Raw genomic sequence first — 4706 nt, forward strand, 5'->3', positions numbered from 1 at the left:
CGGCGCTCGACCCGGTGTCGACGGGCGAGGCCCTGACCGGCACCGGTCGCATGATCAACTCCGGGCCGCTCGACGCATGTCGAAGCAGCACGCCATCACCGCGGCGATCCGCCTGCTCGAGGAGCGCGGGACCGGCCGTGCGGCCAAGACGTACCGCCTGCGCGACTGGCTCATCTCCCGCCAGCGGTTCTGGGGCACCCCGATCCCGATCATCCACGGCGCGGACGGCACCGAGCACCCGGTGCCCATGGACCAGCTGCCCGTCCGGCTGCCGTCGACCGAGGGGCTCGACCTCAAGCCGAAGGGCACCTCGCCGCTCGGTGGCGCGACCGACTGGGTGAACGTCCCGAACCCCGTCGACGGGACCCCGGCGACGCGTGACACCGACACGATGGACACGTTCGTCGACTCGTCGTGGTACTTCCTGCGCTTCCTGGCCGCGAACGACGACACGCAGGCGTTCGACCCCGCGATCGCGCGCAAGTGGGCGCCGGTCGACCAGTACATCGGCGGCATCGAGCACGCGATCCTGCACCTGCTGTACGCACGCTTCGTGACGAAGGTCCTGTTCGACCTCGGCTACCTCGACTTCACCGAGCCGTTCACGGCGCTGCTCAACCAGGGCATGGTGCTGTCGGGTGGCTCGAAGATGTCGAAGTCGAAGGGCGGCGTGTCCCTCGGCGACGAGCTCGACGCCAACGGGGTCGACGCGATCCGCCTGGTGATGGGCTTCGCCGGCCCGCCCGAGGACGACATCAACTGGGAGGACGTCTCCCCGTCGGCGTCCGCGCGCTTCCTGGCCCGCGCCTACCGGCTCGCGCTCGACGTCACGTCCCCGAAGGACGTCGTCTGGGCCGACGGCGACCGGGCACTCCGCCAGGTCACGCACCGGTTCCTCGCCGACGCACCGGGCCTCATGGAGTCCTTCAAGTTCAACGTCGTGATCGCGCGGCTCATGGACCTCGTGAACGTGACGCGCAAGGCGATCGACAGCGGCCCCGGCGCGGGCGACCCCGCCGTGCGCGAGGCCGTCGAGACCATCACGCTCGGCCTCGCCGTGTTCGCTCCGTACGTGGGCGAGGAGATGTGGGAGAAGCTGGGCTACGAGCCGACGGTGGCCACGTACGGGTGGCGGAAGGCCGACCCGACGCTGCTCGTGCAGGACACGCTGACGGCGGTCGTGCAGGTCAACGGCAAGGTCCGCGACTCGTTCGAGGTGTCGAAGTCGATCGAGCCCTCGGAGCTCGAGGCGCTCGCGCGGGAGTCGGCGAACGTGCAGCGGTACATCGGTGAGCGCGAGATCGTGAAGGTGATCGTGCGGGCGCCGAAGCTCGTGAACATCGCGATCAAGGGGTAGCTGCGCGGGCGCGGGCGCGGGCGCGCTCGATCGGGGCGCGGGCGCGCTCGATCGGGGTGGGGCGCGCGGGTGCGCTCGATCGGGGTGGGGCGCGCGGGTGCGCTCGCTCGGCGTGTGGCGAGTCCTGCACAGGTGCCGGTGCTGGTGGGGTCGTCCACGGCTGACCCGCGCGGAGTCCGGTCGCGAGGCTCGGCTCCCTAGCGTTCCGGTATGTCCTCACGCTTCTCGCTCACACCCCGTGCCGCCGTCGTCTTGGCCGCGGTCGTCGCGGTGGTCGCCGTGCTCGTGATCGTGCTCGGGACCCGGTCGGCTGGCGGTGGATCCGCTGCCGAGGTCGTCGTCAGCGACGCGCCGTCAGCCGAGCCGGCCTCCACGGCGGGCGGGCCGACGGCCGATGGCCCCCCGGCCGGTACCGGTCCTGACACGAGCACGGCCACGCCGTCGGTCGTCGTCGTGCACGTCGCGGGCGCGGTCGGGAAGCCCGGCGTGGTCACGCTGCCGGCCGGCAGCCGGGTCACGACGGCGCTGGAGCGCGCAGGGGGTGCCGCCCGCGACGCCGATCTCGCACGGGTGAACCTGGCTCGCCCGCTGGTGGACGGGGAACAGGTCTACGTGCCGCGCGTCGGGGAGACGGACGTCCCGATCGCCCTGCCGGACGGCGATGCGGGCGGTGCGGGTGCCCCGAGCGCATCGGGATCGACCGGGTCGGACACGGTCGTCGACCTGAACGCCGCCGACGCCGCGACGCTCGAGACGTTGCCGGGGATCGGGCCCGCGCTGGCGGAACGGATCCTCGCCTGGCGCGAGGAGCACGGGCGCTTCGCCGCCGTCGAGGACCTGCTCGACGTCAGCGGGATCGGGGACGCCAAGTTCGCCGACCTGCAGCCGCGCGTCCGGGTCTGACCGCATGGGCTCCGTGCGCAGTGCCGTGCACGCTCGCCTCGCCGACCTGCGCATCGCGGGCCCGGCGGCCGTCGCCTGGGTGTCCTGTGCCGTCCTCGTCGGCGTCCCGGACAGCGCGATCGCGGTGGTGATCGGCGGCGGCCTGCTCGTGGTGGGCGGGATCGTCCTCCTCGCGCTCCTGCCACGGCTGCACGGCGGCGCGATCGCACTCGCTGTCGGCCTCGTGGTGACGAGTGCGCTGCTCGTCGTGCTCGTCGCCGTCGCCGTGGCCGTCGGCGAGCAGCGGCGGAACCCGCCGGAGCTGTCCGGAGACCCCGGCCAGCGGACGGTCCGGCTCGTGCTGGACCGGGACCTCGAGCGCGGTGCGCGTTCCGTCGCGGCGACCCTGATCGCGACGGAGGACTCGGCCGGGCTGCGTGTGCCGGTGCGGCTGGTGCCCGACGTCCAGGGACGGGGTGCCGAACGGTTCGCCGCCGGGTCCATCCTCGTGGGCACCGGGGCGGTGGAGCCCGACGCTGCGGGGTCGCCCACCGCGTGGGTGGTGTTCCTGCACGGCCCGGTCGAGTCCCGCGCGCCGACGGGGCTCCTCGCCCTGACCGATGGTGCTCGCCGAGCGTTCGTCCGGGTCACCACCCAGCTCCCGGAGCCCGGCGCTGCCCTCCTCCGCGGACTGGCGATCGGCGACCGGAACGGACTCGACCCCGACACCGAGGGCGCGATGGAGACGGCAGCGCTCACGCACCTGACCGCGGTGTCCGGGGCCAACTGCGCCGTCATCGTCGGGTTGGTGGTGCTCCTCGGCCGGGCCTGCGGTCTCCCGCGGGTCCTCCGCGCCGGGGCGGCCGTCGCGTTCCTGCTCGCGTTCGTGGTGCTCGTGCGTCCGGACCCGTCCATCGTCCGGGCGACCCTGATGGCGGTCGTGGCGCTGGTGGTGCACCTGTCCGGGCGGCCCGTCCGTGGCGCCCCGCTCATCTCGCTCGCCGTCATCGGGATGCTCGTGGTGGACCCGTGGTACGCACGGTCCTTCGCGTTCGCGCTGTCCGTGCTCGCGACGAGCGGGATCGTGGTGCTCGGGCCGCCGCTGACCGACCTGCTCGCGAGGCGACTGTGGACACCGGTCGCCGCCGCAGTGGCCGTCCCGGTGGTCGCGCAGGTGGCGTGCTGGCCGGTGACGATCCTCCTCGCGCCTGCGCTGCCGACGTACGCCGTGCCCGCGAACCTGCTCACCGAACCACTCGCGCCGATCGTCACCGTCGTCGGACTCGGTGCCTGCCTCTTCGCGCCCGTGTGGCCCGGTGCGGCCTCCGTGCTGGCCGCCGTCGCCTGGGTCCCCGCGAGCGCCGTCGGGTGGGTCGCCCGCACGGCCGCCGCGTTGCCGGGTGCATCCGCGCCGTGGCCGCCCGGAGTGCCGGGCGTCGGACTCGCCGTCGTGGTCTCCGGGTGTGTGGTCGTCTCGTGCTTCGTCGCGGCGCACGTCCGACTCCGGCTCCTGCTCGCCGCGGGCGCGGTGGTCGTGCTCGGCATCGGCCTCGTCGCCGTGCCGCAGACCGTCGTCCGTGGCAGCGTGCCACGGGACTGGACGATCGCGGCCTGCGACGTGGGGCAGGGGGATGCGGTCCTGCTGCGGTCGGGTGGCGCGACAGCGCTCGTCGACACAGGGGACGACCCCGAGCGCCTCGCCGCGTGCCTCGACCTGCTCGGCGTGGGACACATCGCGGTGCTCGTGCTGACGCACTACGACCGGGACCACGTCGGCGCGACGTCGGCGGTCGCCGCCTCGGTCTCGAATGCGCTCGTCGGCCCCACCGGCCGACCCGCGGACGAGCGGGTGCTCCGCGACCTGCGGGGCGCCGGGGTCGAGGTCCGCCGGGCCGCCGCCGGGACAGCGGTGCAGCTCGGGAGCCTCCGCCTGGTGGCGCTGTGGCCACCCCGGTCGTCGACCGCGTCCGGGAACGCCGCGAGCATCGCCATCCGGGTCGAACCCGATCCCGACTGCGCCGGCTGTCCGTCGGCGATGCTCCTCGGGGACCTCGGCGAAGCGGCTCAGCGGCGGCTCGTCGGTGCGGGCGGCGCCGAGCGACCGGTCGACGTGGTCAAGGTGTCGCACCACGGCTCGGCGGACCAGGACCCCGGGCTGTACCGATCGCTCGGTGCCCGGATCGCGCTCATCGGCGTCGGAGCGGACAACACCTACGGGCACCCCACCCGGCAGGCGCTCGACATGCTGGCCGCTGCCGGCAGCGTCGTGTACCGGACCGACCGCAGCGGGACCGTCGTCGTCGCACCGGGGAACGACGGCCCTCGGGTGTGGACGGAGCGCTCGGACCCGGAGCCCTCGGCCCGTTCCGTCGGCTCCGCCGGGTCGGGGGTCGGCCGTAGGATCGACGTGGCGACCGGAGCACGACCGGTCGCCGCACCGGAAGGACCGCATGCCCGCCAAGAAGCC

Annotated in this window: 2 protein-coding genes and 1 pseudogene; all 3 read left to right on the forward strand. The window is 74.1% G+C overall.

From position 1 onward, the window contains the following. Positions 1–1357 (forward strand): annotated as a pseudogene (locus I59_RS20020) (class I tRNA ligase family protein); the annotation flags it as partial. A 210-nt stretch (positions 1358–1567) separates the two neighbouring features. Next, a complete protein-coding gene (locus tag I59_RS21515) occupies positions 1568–2260 on the forward strand; it encodes a ComEA family DNA-binding protein (RefSeq protein WP_022904291.1) in 693 nt (230 codons plus the stop codon). A 13-nt stretch (positions 2261–2273) separates the two neighbouring features. After that, positions 2274–4706 (forward strand): ComEC/Rec2 family competence protein (locus tag I59_RS13325; RefSeq protein WP_187289825.1); only part of this gene is annotated, 2433 nt, incomplete at its 3' end.

Origin of the sequence: Curtobacterium sp. B8 (genome assembly GCF_000333315.1) — a bacterium.
Lineage (GTDB): Bacteria > Actinomycetota > Actinomycetes > Actinomycetales > Microbacteriaceae > Curtobacterium > Curtobacterium luteum.

Bases quoted from the DNA above. Each gene is read 5' to 3' on its own strand.
- I59_RS21515 (WP_022904291.1), top strand. From the start codon at position 1,568: ATGTCCTCACGCTTCTCGCTCACACCCCGTGCCGCCGTCGTCTTGGCC.